Source organism: Streptomyces sp. NRRL F-525 (assembly GCF_000716605.1).
Classification (GTDB): domain Bacteria; phylum Actinomycetota; class Actinomycetes; order Streptomycetales; family Streptomycetaceae; genus Streptomyces.
On sequence record NZ_JNXE01000019.1, the window covers coordinates 13,878 to 30,014 of the forward strand.

At 69.6% G+C, this 16,137-nt stretch carries 10 protein-coding genes and 1 tRNA gene; 5 read left to right on the forward strand and 6 right to left on the reverse strand.

What is annotated here, in order from left to right; genetic code table 11:
• Positions 1-96: 96 nt before the first annotated feature.
• From OO69_RS26200 to OO69_RS26215, 4 genes are all read right to left on the reverse strand, one after another.
• The gene (locus tag OO69_RS26200; RefSeq protein WP_033283244.1) at positions 97-2,070 is read right to left on the reverse strand and encodes a discoidin domain-containing protein; all 1,974 of its coding nucleotides are present in this window, start codon (positions 2,068-2,070) and stop codon (positions 97-99) included.
• A 97-nt stretch (positions 2,071-2,167) separates the two neighbouring features.
• The gene (locus OO69_RS26205; RefSeq protein ID WP_033283245.1) at positions 2,168-5,728 is read right to left on the reverse strand and encodes a choice-of-anchor D domain-containing protein; all 3,561 of its coding nucleotides are present in this window, start codon (positions 5,726-5,728) and stop codon (positions 2,168-2,170) included.
• 256 nt (positions 5,729-5,984) lie between these two features.
• Positions 5,985-9,086 carry a carbohydrate-binding protein gene (locus OO69_RS26210; RefSeq protein ID WP_078652570.1) on the reverse strand — a complete coding sequence of 1,034 codons (3,102 nt, stop codon included), beginning with the start codon at positions 9,084-9,086 and terminating at the stop codon, positions 5,985-5,987.
• Positions 9,087-9,365: 279 nt separating this feature from the next.
• Positions 9,366-9,439 (reverse strand) — tRNA-Pro (locus tag OO69_RS26215).
• 100 nt (positions 9,440-9,539) lie between these two features.
• On the opposite strand from OO69_RS26215, the gene OO69_RS26220 reads away from it, so the two are divergent.
• The 4 genes from OO69_RS26220 (at position 9,540) to OO69_RS26235 (ending at position 13,573) form a co-directional block, all read left to right on the forward strand.
• The gene (locus OO69_RS26220; protein WP_033283246.1) at positions 9,540-10,061 is read left to right on the forward strand and encodes a DUF309 domain-containing protein; all 522 of its coding nucleotides are present in this window, start codon (positions 9,540-9,542) and stop codon (positions 10,059-10,061) included.
• A gap of 78 nt (positions 10,062-10,139) precedes the next feature.
• On the forward strand, positions 10,140-10,913 hold the full coding sequence (gene cobF, locus OO69_RS26225) for a precorrin-6A synthase (deacetylating) (protein ID WP_033283247.1): 774 nt from the start codon (positions 10,140-10,142) through the stop codon (positions 10,911-10,913).
• Positions 10,914-10,986: 73 nt separating this feature from the next.
• The gene (locus OO69_RS26230; RefSeq protein ID WP_033283248.1) at positions 10,987-13,065 is read left to right on the forward strand and encodes an MDR family MFS transporter; all 2,079 of its coding nucleotides are present in this window, start codon (positions 10,987-10,989) and stop codon (positions 13,063-13,065) included.
• 43 nt (positions 13,066-13,108) lie between these two features.
• Complete coding sequence (locus OO69_RS26235; RefSeq protein WP_033283249.1) at positions 13,109-13,573, forward strand: hypothetical protein; 465 nt, start codon at positions 13,109-13,111, stop codon at positions 13,571-13,573.
• On the opposite strand, the gene OO69_RS26240 is transcribed toward OO69_RS26235, so the two are convergent.
• Positions 13,557-14,315 (reverse strand): cobalt-precorrin-6A reductase, encoded by a 759-nt coding sequence (locus tag OO69_RS26240; RefSeq protein ID WP_033283250.1) that lies wholly within the window; start codon positions 14,313-14,315, stop codon positions 13,557-13,559. The genes OO69_RS26235 and OO69_RS26240 overlap by 17 nt on opposite strands.
• A gap of 33 nt (positions 14,316-14,348) precedes the next feature.
• Positions 14,349-15,134 carry a sulfite exporter TauE/SafE family protein gene (locus OO69_RS26245; protein WP_033283251.1) on the reverse strand — a complete coding sequence of 262 codons (786 nt, stop codon included), beginning with the start codon at positions 15,132-15,134 and terminating at the stop codon, positions 14,349-14,351.
• 116 nt (positions 15,135-15,250) lie between these two features.
• Between OO69_RS26245 and OO69_RS26250 the strand changes: the two genes are divergently transcribed.
• The gene (locus tag OO69_RS26250) at positions 15,251-16,075 is read left to right on the forward strand and encodes an alpha/beta hydrolase (RefSeq protein WP_033283252.1); all 825 of its coding nucleotides are present in this window, start codon (positions 15,251-15,253) and stop codon (positions 16,073-16,075) included.
• The last annotated feature ends 62 nt before the right edge of the window (positions 16,076-16,137 follow it).

Sequence of the window (16,137 nt, forward strand, 5' to 3'; positions counted from 1 at the left end):
GCCTTGAATCCTGCCGCCGACGGCACTCGCGGTCCCTGGGCCTGAGGACCGGATCAGGGGTGTTCCTGACGACACCCTCACCGGACGTACGAGAGGTCAGGCGCCGAAGACCTGGAACTCCGAGACCTGCCCGGCCGGCCAGCCGTTGTTCGCGGTGATGGTGAGCCGTACGTAGCGGGTGGTCGCTGTAGAGGGCAGCGTGAGGGTCGCGGTGTTCCCGGTCGCCGGGTCGAAGGTGTAGCCCGCCGAGGCGAGCAGCTGGGTGGAGGTGCCGGCGTCCGTGCCGCCCTGGACGGAGATCGTCTGGGTACGGGTGGCCCAGGCGGTGGCCGGGGGAAGTCTCAGGACGATCCGCTTGACGCCGGTCGCGGCGCCCAGATCGACCTGGATCCACTGCGGGAAGGCGTTGTTGGCGGACTCCCAGTAGGTGTTCGTGTCGCCGTCCGTCGCGTTGCCCGAGGCGTACGTCTGGGTGTGGCTGCTCTCCGAAGTGGGTTGGTGGAGCGCCAGGTTGGTGGTGCTGGACGGTGGGTCGGTGGTGACGGTGACCTGGCTGGAGGGCTGGGACACGTTGCCCGCCGCGTCGTAGGCGACGACGTCGAAGGTGTAGGCGGTGGACGCGCCAAGTCCCGTGACGGTGAAGGAGGTTGAGCCGGTGGTGCCCACCTGGGTGCTGGTCGAGCCGGACACCCGCAGGACCCGGTAGCCGCTCACGCCGACGTTGTCGGTCGCCGTGTTCCAGCTCAGGGAGACGGAATCGCTGGTGTGGCCGGTGACGGTCAGGGCACCGGGTGCGGCGGGCGGTGTGGTGTCGCCGCCGTTCGGAACCACCGGCTGAGTGGGGCGAGTTGGGGTCAGCGCGAGTTGCCCCTTGAGCATGCGGCCGCCGTCGCCCGTCAGCCGCAGGTAGTAGTCCGAGGAGCAGGCGGTGCCGTCCTCGTCGAGGGCGAGGAAACCGGAGTTGGTCGGCACCCAGGCCTGCGTCTCGGCGGTCTTGGCGATCTGGTTGCCCTCGTTGTACTCGTCGAACATGGAGATGTAGATGCCCTGTACCCCGGCCCGCACCATGTTGTAGAACTGCCGCCACATGAAGTCGCCGTGCGCGCGCTGCCGGCCGGAGACGTCGCCGGGCAGGACACAGGGCTGGAAGTCGATGCCGTTGGCGTTGCAGTCGGCTTGGTCGGGGACGGTGTAGGTGGTGTACGCGTTGTCGGCCTCGCTCACATTGCCGATGGCGCCGACCATCCACGGCGAGATCATGTTGAAGGCGTGGTAGACGCCCGAGAAGCCGGCCTGCGAGCCCCCGGTGCCCGTCCGCCATTCACGCGGGACGCCGCCGATGACGTAACAGCCCTGATTCTTGAACCAGTTGACGACATCGAGGCAGGCGTCGGGGGTGAAGGGGTGGTTGGGGTCGTTGAAGCCGAAGCCCCAAATGCACACGACCGGCTTGCCGTTCTGCTTCGCGTAGGCCGAACTCGCCGTGTGCGCGGACATCTTGTTCGTCCAGTCCGTCTTGATCTCGGACTGCATGTTCGTCCAGTTCGAGACGTCGTACATGATGTAGAACTTCCGCCCGTACGACTCGGCGGCGCCGCGCACCTTGGTCGCCATCGCGTCGCGGGTGGGGCCCTCGCCGCCGGTGGGGTTGAAGCGCTGGAGCGCGGCGGTGTCGATGTTGTTCTGCTGCATCCACAGGAAGTGGGTGTTCACCGTCTGCTGGTCGTAGGAGGAGAACAGCTTGGCGGGCTGGCCGTTGCCGAGGGCGGCGTACGACGTCTGGTAGGTGGTGGTGTACTCCCGCACGTCGGGCCAGCAGCTGATGCCGGTGTTGGTCGGGGACGGGGGCTGGCTCCAGTTCTGGGTCCAGTGCCACCAGCCGTTGATGGGCGCGCCGTCGCCGACGCAGGCGAACCAGCCCTGGTAGCCGACGGTGATCTTGCCGACGACGTCGCCCGGCGCGCCGGCCGCCGACGCGGTGGGGGCGAGGACGGTCCCGGTCGCTCCCACCGTTCCTACGGCGGCGGTCGCGATCGCGGCTCTCAAGAAGACTCTGCGTGTGACACCCATGGGGACTCCTCCGGACTCCTCTTCAGGTGGTCGGTGGTCGGTGCCGCCGGGCGCGCGTGCGTTCACACGCGCGCCCGGCGGCACCATCGGGTCGGGGTCAGCTGTTCCAGACCTGGAACTCGGAGATCTGACCGGCCGGCCAGCCGTTGTTCGCCGTGATGTTCACCCGGAGGTAGCGCTGGGTGGTCGCGGTGAACGTGAGGGTGACCGTGTTGTTGGTGGTCGGGTCGAAGGTGTACGTCGCCGACGACTTGAGGGTGCTGAAGGAGGAGCCTTCGGTGCTGCCCGACAGGGACAGCGTCTGGTTGCGGGCGCCCCAGGTCGCGGGGAGCTGGAGGACGACCCGGCTCGCGCTCTGCGCCGAACCGAGGTCCACCTGGACCCACTGCGGGAAGGCGTTGTTGGCGCTCTCCCAGTAGGTGCCCTGGTTGCCGTCCGTGACGTTCGAGGACGCGTACACGTCGGTGTGGCTGGACTCGGTGGTGGCCGCGCCGGCCGCCAGGTTCCGGCTCACCGTGCCGGCCCCAACACCGCTCAGCGCGACCGTGGTTGTGCCGTTCGACGCGTTGCTGGCGATGCTGAGATCACCGGCACGGGTGCCGGACGCGGTGGGCGTGAACGTCACGCTCACCGTGCAGGAGGCGCCCGCCGCGATCGACGAACCGCAGGTGTTGGTCTGCGCGAAGTCGCCCGTGACGGTGACGCCGGAGAGAGTCGCCGCCGCCGTACCGGAGTTGGTCACCGTGACCGTCTTCGCGCCGCTGGAGGTGTTGAGCGCCTGAGTGGCGTACGACAGGGACGTCGGGTCGGCCGACAGGGTCGCCGGTGACGAGCCGCCGCTGCTGGGGAACACCTCGAAGTCCGACAACTGGGCAGCGTCCCAGCCCGTGTTGGCGGTGATGTTGACCCGCACGTACCGCGCCGTGGCCGAACTGAACGTGATGGTCACGGTGTTGGCGTTGGCGCTCGGGTCGAAGGTGTACCCGGCCGAGGCCTTGAGCGTGGAGAAGCTGGAGCCGTCCGTCGATCCCTGCACCGACAGGGTCTGCGTACGGGCCGACCACGCCGTCGCCGGCGGGAGTTTGAGCACGACCTTGCCGACGCCGTAGTTCTGGCCGAGGTCGACCTGGGCCCACTGCGGGAACGAACCGTCCGTGCCCTCCCAGTACGTGGACGCGTCCGTGTCGGTGAGGTTCGAGGCGACGTAGGGGCTCGTGCTCGAACTCGCCGACGCGGGGCGCCCGGCGGCGATGTTGGTGGTGCTGTCGATGCCACTGCCGGTCAGGGATACGACAGTTGGGCTGTTGTTGGCGTTGCTGGTGACGGTCAGGTTGCCCGCACGCGCTCCGCCGGTGGTGGGCTTGAAGCCGACGGTCACCGTGCAGGAGGCGCCGACCGCGAGGGTGGAGCAGTTGTTGGTCTGGCTGAAGTCACCGCTCGCCGCGACGGCCGAGACGGTCGCCGACGCGGTACCCGAGTTGGTCACCGTCACGGTCTGCGCGGTGGCCGACGAGCCGACCACCGTGGCGGGGAAGGACAGGCTCGCCGGGTCGGTGTTCAGCACGGGGCCCGGCGCCGTGCCGGTACCGGAGAGGCTGACCGTGCTGGTGGTCCCGCCCGCGTTGACGGTCAGGGATCCGTTACGGCTGCCGGTCGCCGTCGGCGAGAACTTCACGCTGACCGTGCAGGAGCCGTTCGCCGCGATCGACGAACCGCAGGTGTTGGTCTGGGCGTAGTCGCCGCTGGTCGAGATCGACGAGACGGCCGCGGCGGTGTTGGTCGGGTTGGAGACCGTCACGGTCTGCGCCGCGCTGGTCGAACCGGTCGCCACCGAGCCGAAGTTGAGCGCGCCGGGCGTGGCCGTCACGCCCTCCGACGGGTAGGGCGGGTAGACCGGCGCGGGCCAACCGCCGCAGTACGGCGTGCCGCTGATGCCGGAGTTGCCGCCGCCGTCGGTGATGACGAAGTTGCCGCCCGAGCAGTTGTACACCGGGGACGAGTAACCGACGCCGGTGGCCGTGACGTTGGTGAACTTGGCGGCGCCGCCGGTCTGTTCCTGGAGGGCGAAGGTTCCGGTGCCGGCGATGGTCACGTTGTTGAGGTTGACCCCGCTGATGGTGCCCTCGACCCACTGGACCGCTTCGTAGGGGCTCTGCTGGATCAGCGCGTTGGTCACGTTGATCGGGCCGGTGATCGCGCCCTGGCTGCCGTCGAACCACAACGCGCCTACGCCGAACTGCCAGTTGGGGTCGAGGCTGCCGGCCCGGACCATGGTGTTGTCGGAGATCGTGGTGGTACCGACCGGCGTCGACGTGAAGCGCTGCCCCACGTGGATGCCGCCGCCCTGGGCGATGCCGGTGTCGACCACTCGGTTGCCGCTGACGGTGTTGTCGTGGCCACCGTAGATCGCGATGGCGTTGGCGAGGATCTGCAGGGACACGGTGTTGTTGGAGATCGTGTCGTTGGCGTCGGCGCCGATGGCGGAGTCCGCCCAGGTGGCGATGCCGTCGTCGCCGGTGTTGCGGATGTCGCTGTTGGTCACCTTCGAATTGGTGACTCCGCCATGGAAGTTGATGCCGTCGGCGGTGGTGTCACGGATGCGCATGCCGGTGAACGTCAGGCCGTCCATCGGCCCGTCCATCCAGGCGCCGACCTTCATGTGGTCGATCCACAGGTTGGAGACGGTCGAGTCGCTCAGTGCGCCGCCGATGCCGTTGACCTGGGCGCTGTCGTCGCGTTCCTGCACATTGCCGAAGATCGCGAAGTTCTGCAGGCGCACGCCGGTGCTCGCGTTGGGCGCCGAGTTGCCGTAGAAGCCGGGGGCCGTGCCGGTGACGGTCGAGTACCACATGCCGGCGCCGGCGATCGTGACGTTGTTGACGCTGATGTGGCCGGGGATGTTGAAGGTGCCCGGCGGGATCCACACGGTGCCGCCGGGGCCCGCCGAGCTGATCGCGGCGTTGAACGCGCTGGTCGCGTCGGCCACGCCGGTCGCGTCGGCGCCCTTGCTGGTCACCGAGACCGCGCCCGAGGGGGCGGTCAGGGCGGCGCCGACCTGCTCGAAGTCGGCGAAGTCGATCGTGTACGAGGAGGCGGTGTCCCCCGCGTCGACCTGGAGCTTGAAGGTCGTGCCCGCCGGATAGGTGGTGGAGAACAGGCGGTGGGCCTCGTCGTAGAAGTGGTGCGGGTTGCTGCCCGGGGTGTTGGTGAAGGGGTAGCTGCCGTAGTACCAGCTGTAGGCGTTGGTCAGGGTGAAGTCGGGCTGCTTGACGCCGTTGACGTACAGCGAGAGCGCGGCGGTGTAGACCGAGCCGCCCGAGGTGTCGGGGATGCTGTAGCGGAAGTTGATCGAGTTGGTCGCCACCGGAGTGGTGAACGTGACGTACTGGCCGGTGCCCTGGAGCGTCGTCGCCTTGCGGTACGACGCCTCGTCGGCCAGCTGGCCCGCGGTGTAACTCGGGCCGATGGCCGAGCCGTTGGTGGCTGAGTTCTCCGCCTGCACCTCGACGTACGGCAGGCTCGCGCCGCTGCCGCCGGTGGCGGTGGACGCCGCCGCGGCGGGTGGGACAGCCAGAGCGAAGACGCCTACGGCGGCCAGCATCACGGTGCTGACCACCCAGACGAGGGCTCGTCTCAGATCTCGGATGGAATGGAACACGTGCCACTCCTTACGTAATGAAATGCCGGAACTGTCGCGCTGGTGCCGCCAGAGAGGGAGGGGAGACGGGGGGTTGGTGCCGATGCATGGGGGACCGTAATATCGCTGACATGATCACGCAATATCTCGACAGTGCTTTGCAACAAACAAATTTGGATCCCGCAAGATCTCAGGTACCCGCACATACGAAGGTGCCGCCGGACGGGATGTCCGGCGGCACCGTGGGGAGGGTGGGGTCAGCGGGAAGAGGGCGGGGTCAGACGGCCCAGACCTGGAATTCGGACACCTGACCCGCGGGCCAGCCGGTGTTGGCGGTGACGGTCACGCGGTAGTAGCGCTCGACGGCTGCGGGGAAGGTGAGCGTCACGGTGTTCTTGGTGCCCGGGTCGAAGGTGTGCGCGGCCGAGGACTTCAGGGTGGCGAAGGTGGCGCCGTCGGTGCTGCCGCTCAGGGTCAGGGCCTGGGTGCGGGCACCCCAGGCGGCGGGCAGTTGCAGGACCACACGGGAGGCGCTCCGGGCCGAGCCGAGGTCAACCTGGACCCACTGCGGGAACCTGTTGTTGGCGCTCTCCCAGTAGGAGTTCTGGTTGCCGTCCGTCACGTTCGACGACGGGTACACGTCGGTGTGGCTGGACTCGCTGGTGGGCCTGCCTGCGGCGAGGTCGGTGTTCGCGGCCTCGGTTCCGGTGCCCGAAAGGGCCACCATGGTGGGGCTGTTGGACTGGTTGCCGGTCAGGGTGAGGGTGCCGGTGCGAGTGCCGGACGCGGTGGGCGTGAAGGTGACGGAGACCGCGCAACTCGCGCCTGCGGCCAGAGAGTTGCCGCAGGTGTCGGTCCGGGTGAAGTCACCGCCGGCGGTGATTCCGGCCAACGAGGCGGTGGCGGCACCGGAGTTGGTGACGGTGACGGTCTGTGCGGCGCTGGTCGTGTTCACCGCCTGGTCGGCGAAGGTGAGCGATCCCGGAGTCGCGGTCAGGATGGCCGACGGTGAGCCGCTACTCGCCGTAAATACAAGGGAGTTGATGTTCCAGCCGCCGCTGTCCTGATTGAGCGTCAGAACCTGCCGGCCGGCGGGCAGGGTCACATGGGTGGTCGCGGTGCCCCAGGTCTGCCAGTCGCCGGTGGCGGGCAGGTCGACGGCGCCGGTGAGGTTCGTACCGGAGGCGTCCGACAGGTGCAGCGCGCCGGGCACCGCGGACGGGGCCGCGACGCGCAGGTCGAGGGTGTAGGTGCCGGCCGTGGCAACGTCGACCGTGTAGCGGAACCACTGTCCTGGACCGGTCCAACCCAGGTTGTAACCGCCGCCCGTGTCCGAGGCGTTGTCGAGGTCGACGCCGTCGGCGCGGTAGGAGTTGGCGTTGCCGTTGACGGAGGTGACGTTGTAGGCGACCCCTTGGCCGCCGGTGTCGTAGTCCTCCGCCTGGACCGTTCCAGGCACGGCGGCCGGGGTGCCGCCGTAGGGGCCCTCGGGTGCGGGCGGCGGCCAGTGGTTGTCGCTCAACGTGGCGACGAAACCGGTGGAGTTGTTGACGAAGGCCGAGGTCCCGGCGCCAAGTCCCGTGACGGTGTTGCCGGTTATCGCCGCGGAGCCGGTGGACGCGGGGTAGAACGGCGGCGAGATCGCGATGCCGTTGCGGCCGGGACTGCTGACCGTGTTGTCCTGCAGCAGGGTGTTGGTCGAGGTGGAGAAGGCGATCCCGTCGTAGAGGGAGTCGGTGACGGTGTTGCGGGTCACCGTGACCTTGTCGACGGTCCCGGTGTTCTGGCCGTCGCCGCCGTTGCCGATGTGGAGCGCGGGCTGGCCCTGGCTGTAGGCGTTGCCGCCGGAGCGGACCACGGTGTTGCCGGTCACGGTCGCGGAGAGCAGGTCGCTGCCGTTGACGCCGAAGCGACCTGCGCCCAGGCCGATGTAACGGGCCGTGTCGCTGATGTAGTTGTCCTTGACCTGGTGGCCGCTGCCGCCGTAGATCCCGATGCCCTTGCCGCCCCAGGGCGCGATCGAGGTGTTGTCGCTGACGGTGACATCGGTCATCGGGTTGTAGTGGGTCTGGGAACCGTCGCCGTTGGTGTTGTACGCCACCGAGTTGATGGCGATCGCGTCGTCCCCGGTGCCGCGCACGAAGTTGTTGGTCACCGTCAGGTCGTTGCCGGTGTCCGCGTTCAGCGACACGTTGTTGACGTTGATCCCGTCGGCCCAGATCGACGTCAGCCTGCTGTTCTTCACCGTTCCGCCGGTGCCGGAGGCCCAGAAGCCGGACATGGTGTGCTGGGTCCAGATGCCGTCGGCCGACCAGTCGGTGCCGGTGGTGTCCATCGCGCCGCCGTCCCCGCCGATGGTGCTCCGGCTGACGGCGTTGGCGTCGATGTGGAAGTCGCGCACCGTGCAGGAGGTCAGGTCGAACAGGGCTGCCAGCGGTGTGGAGTTGGGGACCGGGACGTCACGGTAGACCGTGCTGTACCAGAGGCCGGCGCCCGCGATGGTGATCCCCTGTGCCTCCAGTCCCGCGGTGCCCTTCACATAGAAGGTGCCCTGCGGGATCCAGAGGATCTTGCCCTGTTGCTCGGCCTGGTCGATGCAGCTCTGGATGGCGGCCCGGCTGTCCACGGACTGGCTGTCGGCCGCGCCGTTCGTCGGGTTGTTGTCGGCCACCGCACCACAGCTCGTGATCGAGATCGAGTTCGCGGGCTGTGCCTGCGGCGCGGGCGGGTTCTCCACGTCGACGGAGTCCACGTCGTAGAAGGACGCGCTGTTGTCGGCGTCCTTCCGCAGCGAGAACGTGGCGCCCGCCGGGATCGGGGCCCCGGTGACGAAGGTGTGCGACTCGTCCCAGAAGACCCTCGGGTCACCGTCGGCCGGGTTCTGGTCGTCGCTCGTGTTGTAGTTGCCGTTGCCCTCGTACACCCAGCTCTGCCGGGAGTTGAGGTTCAGCGCCTGCCGGAACACGCCGTCGACGTACAGGTTCAGCGTGCCGGTGACACCGCCGCCGGACGCCGAATCCGGAATGCCGGCACGGACGTTGAGGAACGAGATCGGCTGCCCGGTGCTGTTCGTCCACTGCACCGACTGACCCGTGTCGCCCAGGTGGACATAGGAGTGCCCGGACGCCTCCAGGACGGCGCTGGAGTACTGCGTCGTCGGCGCCGAGGTCAGCGACCGGACGGCCGCGCCGCCGCCGGGAGTTCCCCCCTCGGCCTCGTAGACCGAGAACGGCGTCGTCGCACCCACCGCCGCGCTCGCCACGGCCTTGGTCGGCGCCGCCTTCTGTGTCGCGGCGGCCGGTAGGACGGACACGCACAGCGCACCGACCGCGGCGACGACGGCCACCGCCAGTCGCCGGGGTCTGAGGATCGTCAGCATGTTCAGCATGTGAGGCTCCTTCACGGAGTGGGGGGAGGAGACCGGCGCCCCGACCGTACAGAGACCCCTTCGAGCCCGCTAGATTCCGACGAAGTAAAGAATGAATTACGCAAGCCATTGCAAGTTTCTTGCTGGAATCAGCAATTCCCTGATGCTTCACGACGCGCGGACGGCTGGTGACCACGGGGCGGGCGAGTCGGTCCCCAGCTGGTCCCGGACATGACGAAGGGGCGGTTTCGGATTTCTCCGAAACCGCCCCTCATCTGCGACTCTGTCGAGTCGGGACGACAGGATTTGAACCTGCGACCCCTTGACCCCCAGTCAAGTGCGCTACCAAGCTGCGCCACGTCCCGGTGCGCTTCCCACGGAGAACCGTGTTGATCGCGCGAACAGCACTTTACCCCACGCCCGGGGGTGCGCCGAAGCCGGTGCCGGACGCGGGACAATCGTCGTATGAGCGACACGACCTCAGGCGGTACGGCCGGCGCGCGGGACCGGGACGGCGAGGGGCGGGCGCGCAACGCCCGGCCGCGGGACGGGCTCGGGCGGCCCTTGCCGTACGACGCGGACGGTGTGGCACGGCAGCCCGAGGGGGTCGTGCGCGCGCCGGAGGTGACCGTCGTCGAGGCACAGGCGCTGCTCGACGAGGGGAAACCGTTCCACGCGCACGAGGTCTTCGAGGACGCCTGGAAGTCGGGGCCGGACGAGGAGCGTGCCCTGTGGCGCGGCCTCGCCCAGCTCGCCGTGGGCCTCACGCACGCGGCCCGGGGCAACGTCACCGGCGGGGCCCGGCTGCTGCGGCGCGGCGCCGGGGGCGTCGAGGAGTGGGCGTCCCGGTCCGGGCGGGAGCGGCCGTACGGGATGGATCTCGCGGGGGTCGCGGCCTGGGCGCGGGGTCTCGGGGACGACGTGGAGCGCGGCGGCGGAAGTGTCGACGCGCGGGCGCGGGCACCCCGGCTGCGCGGGACGTCGTAGCCGGGCCGGCACGGGATCGTCCCGATCCGTACCGGTGCGGTGTACGGACTGTCAGTGGCGTGGGGCAGACTCGGGGGTGTGCGAAAGATTCATGTCATCGGTATCGGCGCGGGCGACCCCGAGCAGCTGACCCTGCAGGCTGTCAGGGTGCTGCGGAGCACGGACGTGTTCTTCATCCTCGACAAGGGTGAGGTGAAGTCGGACCTCACGCGGCTCCGCCGGGACATGCTCGACGCGCACATACCGGAGGGGACGTACCGCCTGGTCGAGGCGCGCGACCCGGAGCGGGACCGGAAGGCCGGGGGCGCCGCGTACTCGCCCGCGGTCGGGGACTGGCGCAGTGCCCGCGCGGAGATCTATCAGCGGCTCATCGCCGAGGAGTTGGGCGAGGACGAGAGCGGCGCGTTCCTGGTGTGGGGCGATCCCTCGCTGTACGACAGCACGCTCGGCATCCTGGAGGAGATCCTGGAGCGGGGCGCGGTGGCGTTCGAGTACGACGTCGTGCCCGGCATCAGCAGTGTCTCGGCGCTCGTCGCCCGGCACCGCACGGGGCTCAACCGGGTCGCGCGGCCGGTGCAGATCACCACGGGCCGGCGGTTGTCCGAGGGGTTCCCGGAGGACGTGGACGACGTAGTCGTGATGCTGGACGCGCACCAGGCGTTCCGGCGGTACGCGGACCAGGACATCGACATCTACTGGGGCGCCTATCTGGGCACTCCGGACGAGATCCTCGCCTCCGGTCCGATAGCCGAGGCCGCCCCACGCATCGAGCGGCTGCGCGCGGAGGCCCGTGAGCGCAAGGGCTGGATCATGGACACGTATCTGCTGCGCCGGCACCCGAAGGACGAGTAGCGGGCCGGGGCAGCGGGCACCCGAGTGGACCGCCCCATATGCATGAGGGGCCCAGTGGTGTGAAAGTGACCTCGTGACAGTCGCCGAGGAAACCGCGCTGCCCTCCGCGCAGCAGCCCCCCGTGCTGGACTCCCGCCGCCGCAACGTCGTCTTCGTGACGATCATGCTGGGCATGCTGCTGGCGGCCCTCGACCAGACGATCGTGGGTACGGCCCTGCCGACGATCGTGTCCGATCTGGGCGGCGCCGAGCACATGTCGTGGGTGGTCACGGCGTATCTGCTCGCGGAGACCGTCGCGACCGTGCTGGTCGGCAAGTTCGGCGACCTGTTCGGCCGCAAGGTGGTCTTCCAGGTCTCGGCGATCGTGTTCATCACGGGCTCGTTCCTGTGCGGTCTCTCCACCAACATGACGCTGCTGATCGCCTGGCGGGCCGTGCAGGGCATCGGCGCGGGCGGTCTGATGGTGACGGCGATGGCGCTGATCGCCGACGTCATCCCGCTGCGCGAACGCGGCAAGTACCAGGGCGCGATCGGCGCGGTGTTCGGCGTGGCCACGGTCATCGGACCGCTGCTCGGCGGCCTGTTCACCGACCACCTCACCTGGCGCTGGGCGTTCTACGTCAACGTGCCCATCGCGATCGTCGTCGTCATCGCGGCGGCCCGCACCATCCCCGTGGTCAAGTCGGCGGTGCGGCCCGTCATCGACTACCTGGGCATCGCGCTCGTCGCGGTCGGCGCGAGCTCGCTGATCCTGGCGACGAGTTGGGGCGGCAACGAGTACGCGTGGGGTTCGTCGACCATCATCGGCCTGTTCGTGGGCGGTGTGATCGCGCTCGGCCTGTTCTGCTGGGTGGAGACCCGGGCGGCCCAACCCATGCTGCCCATGCGGCTGTTCAGCAACCCGGTGTTCACGGTCTGCTCGATCCTCAGCTTCATCGTCGGTTTCGCGATGCTCGGCGCGCTGACGTATCTGCCGACCTATCTGCAGTACGTCGACGGCGACTCGGCCACCGTCTCCGGCGTACGGACGCTGCCCATGGTGATCGGGCTGCTGATCGCGTCCGTCTTCAGCGGCAACGTGGTGAGCAAGACCGGCCAGTACCGCATCTTCCCGATCATCGGCTCCGCGGTGATGGGCGTCGGGCTGTATCTGATGTCCCTGATGGGCCCAGGCACCGGCGCGTTCCTGGAGTCGGTGTACATGTTCGTGCTCGGCACCGGCATCGGGCTGTGCATGCAGGTGCTGACGATCGCCGTGCAGAACACCGTCGAGTACACCGACCTCGGCACGGCGACCTCCGGCGTCACCTTCTTCCGTACGCTGGGCAGTTCGTTCGGTACGGCCGTCTTCGGCACGATCTACGCCAACAGCCTTGGGCCCAATCTCAAGGACGGGATCGTCTCGGCCGCGAAGGCCAGCGCGCTGAACCCGGCCGTGATCACCAAGGCGGCGACCAGCCCCGAGGGCCTGCACAAGCTGCCGCACGCCGCCGCCGCGCCGATCATCAACGCGTACGCCGACACCATCCACACGGTGTTCCGGTGGACGGTCCCCGTCGCCGTGATCGGGTTCGTCGTCGCCCTGTTCCTCAAGCAGGTCGAACTGCGGGACAGTGCGCGGAAGGGCTCCACCGACATGGGCGAGGGCTTCGCGCAACCGCGCGGCGGGGACTCGCAACGGCTCCTCGAAACGGCCGTGGGCAAGGTCATCGGCAGTACCGACCTGGACACCGCCCGGCGGATCATCACGGAGTCCGACACCCGGCTGGACATCGCCGGTGCCTGGGCCGTGATGCAGGTCGAACTGTTCGGCAGGATGGTCGGCCACGCGAGCCTCGGCCTGATCGCCGCCCGCCGCCACTTGCCGCCGGAGGTACTCCTCCCCGTCTTCGACCGCATGGTCGAGGAGGGCTATCTGACCCGCGCCGGCAACCTCCTCTCCCACACCGCCGCGGGCGAACGCGAGGCCGAGGTCATCGGCCAGGCGTGGGGCAGCTGGCTGGAGGACCGGGTCCAGCAGGACATCGGCCGCCCCTCGGGCACGGACCTGCGCGCCGCTGTCGACTCCATCGCCAAGCGCCTCCTGGTGGAGGACCTGTCCTCCGGACTGCCGCAGCGCGCGGCGGAGTTGGAGGGGAGCTCGGCGCCGTGAAATCCGGGTGCGGGGCGGGCGGGGCGACGGCCATACTCACGGCATGTCCCCGACGCCCGTGCGCTTCCACGACCCGCGCGCCACGCTCGCCCACTTCGCGTCGTCGGTACTGGTCCGCTGCCCGCGCTGCGAGCGGATCGCCCACTTCGAGCGGCGCCCGTGCACCCCTCCGGACGCCGACGGCAAGAGGTATCCGCACACCCGCCTGGTCTGCCGGTCCTGCGGCCTGTGCCGGATCGACACGGGTCCTTCTACGAGCCCTCGGCCGCCCTTGTGGCTGCGGACCGGCACCAGACACGGGGAGTTGTGGACGTACAACCTCCAACACCTGGACCTGATCAGGCGGTTCGTCGCCGCCGACCTGCGCGAACGCGCGCCCTGGTACGACACGGGTCAGAAAATGACGCTGGTCGCCCGCCTCCCGGCCTGGATGAAGAGCGCCAAGAACCGGGCCGAGATACTGCGCGCGGTGGACCGTCTCCGGGCCACCGTCATCGCCCCGGGCTGAGCCCCAGCCGCCCCAGCCGCTCCAGCACCCCGGCGACATCAGGCACCGCACGCACCCCGTCCGGCACCGGCGGTCGTCGTACGACCACGACCGGGACGCCCGCCTCCCGCGCGGCCGTGAGTTTCGCCGCCGTCGCCGCTCCCCCGCTGTCCTTCGTCACGACCACGTCGATCCGGTGCTCGCGCAGCAGCGCCGCCTCGTCGGCCACGGTGAAGGGCCCGCGCGCCAGCAGCGCCTCGACGTCCGGCGGCATCGGGGGTTCGGGCGGCTCCACCGACCGTACGACGAAGTGCAGTTGGGCGAGGTGGGCGAAGGCGGCGAGTCCGAGCCGGCCGGTGGTGAGCAGGACGCGCCGCCCGAGTCCGGGGAGCACGTCGGCGGCCTCCGCCAGTGAGGCGACCGGGTGCCACTGGTCCCCCGGCGCCGGCTGCCAACCCGGCCTGCGCAGCACGACCACCGGCACCCCGGCCGCCGCACCGGCCCGGGCCGCGTTCGCGGTGATCGTCCCGGCGAAGGGGTGGGTGGCGTCGACGACGGCGTCCACGTGATGCTCCCGCAGCCACGCGGCCAGCCCCTCGGCTCCGCCGAACCCGCCGATCCGTACGTCCCCGGCCAGCGCCCCCGGCCGTGACACCCGCCCGGCGAGGGACGTGGTCACCTTCACCTCGGGAAGTGCCGTCAGCTCGGCGGCCAGCTCACGTGCCTCGGTGGTGCCGCCGAGGATCAGGATGTGCGGGGACATGCGGCGAGCGTACGAGGTCACGGGGCCGAGGGGTCAGCGGAGGAGCAACTGCAGGCCGCCGATGATCGTCGCCGCGATCACCAGTTGCTCGAACAAGCGCTGGTTGATCCGGTTCACAGCCCATTTGCCGATGAACGCACCGGGCACGACGAACGCCGCGAGTGCCGCGTCAAGGAGCAGCGAGTGGCCGTCGATCAGGCCGAGGCCCACGCTGAAGGGCACCTTGGTCACGTTGACGATCAGGAAGAAGAACGCCGACGTGCCGAGAAAGCCCAGCTTCCGGAAGCCCGCCGAGAGCAGATACATCGACATCACCGGGCCGCCCGCGTTGGCGACCATCGTGGTGAAACCGCCGAGCACACCGTACGAGCGCGCCTTCGCCCGCCCGGACCTCGTGGCGACGGAGTCCGGCTCGTCACCGGCCCCTGCCCCGGCCTCCGCCTTGCGCCGGCGCCACAGGGTGACCCCCGCCATGAACAGCAGGATCGCCCCGATCGACGTCCGTACGACCGCGTCGTCGGCCCACACCAGGAACAGTGTCCCGATCACGACTCCCGCCGCGACCGCCGGGAACAGCCGCCACAGGGTCGGCCAGTGGGCGTGCCGCCTGTAGGTGAGGACGGCCAGCACATCGCCGACGATCAGGATCGGGAGCAGGACGCCGGTGGAGGCACGGGCGGGCAGGACGGCCGCGAAGATCGCCAGGCTGACCGTGTTGGCCCCGCTCACGGCGGTCTTCGAGAAGCCGACGAGCAGGGCCGCGGCGGCGAGGGCGGCGAATTCCCAGCCGGATATGTGCCAGAGAGTCATCGTGTTCATGCGAGGACCGATGGTATGTCCTTACATCTGGCAGCGTAAGGAGTGTCTCGTCAGATGGCCCCTGCACCACACCTCGGCGGACCGGGGCGCCGGATGAGCGATGCTAGTTTCCGGGGGTGGACGACACCCGCGAGCATGTCCTCTCCGGCACCCGAGGCACGGTCACCGCACACGAGTGGCCGCACGAACGCCCCCGCCACCTCGCCCTCGTCGCGCACGGATACGGCGAACACCTCGGCCGGTACGCCGAGTTGGCCGCCGCACTGCGGGCGCACGGCGCGGCCGTGTTCGGCCCCGACCACCAGGGCCACGGCGCATCGGCCGGCGAGCGGGTGCTGATCAAGGACTTCGAGGACGTGGTCACGGACCTGCACACCGTCGCCGACCTGGCCCGCGCCACACACCCGGGCGTCCCCCTCGTCCTGATCGGCCACTCCATGGGCGGCCTGATCGCATCCCGCTTCGCACAGCGCTACGGCGACGAGTTGGCCGCGCTCGTGCTGTCCGGACCGGTGATCGGCGCCTGGGAACTGCCCGGCCGGCTGCTCGCCCTCGACGAGATCCCCGACATCCCGGTCAGCCCGGCCGCGCTGTCCCGCGACCCCGGCGTCGGCGCGGCGTACGCGGCGGATCCGCTGGTCTGGCACGGTCCGATGAAGCGGCCGACGCTGGAGGCCTTCTCCCAGACCCTCAAGACCGTGGGCGAGTTGGGCGACATCGGCGGCCTCCCCCTGCTGTGGCTGCACGGCGCCGACGACCGGCTCGTCCCGCTCGCCGGCAGCCGGGTCGGCGTGGAGCGGCTGAACGGCGGCGAGTTGACCGAGCGCGTCTACGCGGGCGCCCGGCACGAGGTCTTCCACGAGACGAACCGCGCCGAGGTCTTCGCGGACCTGATCCGTTTCCTGGACGGGGTGTTGAACGGCGCCACCCGGTCGGCATGACCGTGCCAAACTTCTCGCACAGCCCGCGGGAGTCGTCGTGGACAGCACGCGGGCGGAGTCGT